Annotated in this window: 1 protein-coding gene; it reads right to left on the bottom strand. The window is 60.5% G+C overall.

Annotation, left to right across the window (positions count from 1 at the left end; genetic code table 11):
* The coding region (locus AC2JF9_RS09000) for a hypothetical protein (protein ID WP_500727079.1) at positions 1 to 234 on the bottom strand (234 nt) is incomplete at its 3' end.
* Between the last annotated feature and the right edge of the window lie 229 nt (positions 235 to 463).

The following is a 463-nucleotide window of genomic DNA, read 5'->3' as shown; positions in this document are numbered from 1 at the left end:
CACTATTTCAGCAAGGAAGCGGGCCGCTTCGAACCGGAGTCCAGGTCGGTTCCGCTTCCGGAAATGAAGCGTCAGTGTGTTCTCTCGGAACGACCGGACGCCGAGGGATAATGGTCCGCCGATCGGGCGAACATCATCGAGATTGCTCGACGTCGACCCGAGAGCATCGAGCAGAACCCCGTCGTCGATTGGACCAGAATTGATGTCTAGTGATCGGCGAATTTCGCGCGCCAACCTCCTGCCCCTCTCCCAAGGTTCGCCTTCTTCCGAGGCTGGCCGGCCAAGGCGGGGATGGACGTCTAAGCCCGGGGCAGACGCGAGAACTTCCACTTCCTCGATGTTTGTGGCCTCTCCCTCGCCAAATAGTGGGACGATTTCCAACGCGGCCTTCCCACCGGCTCGACCTAATAGGCCAGCAAGCTGGCCCATCAGGTGCTCTGGAGCCTGGTCCGGATCATATCCC

It is taken from the genome of Lactobacillus sp. C449L (genome assembly GCF_059900815.1).
This window is presented reverse-complemented; position numbering and strand designations above follow the sequence as displayed.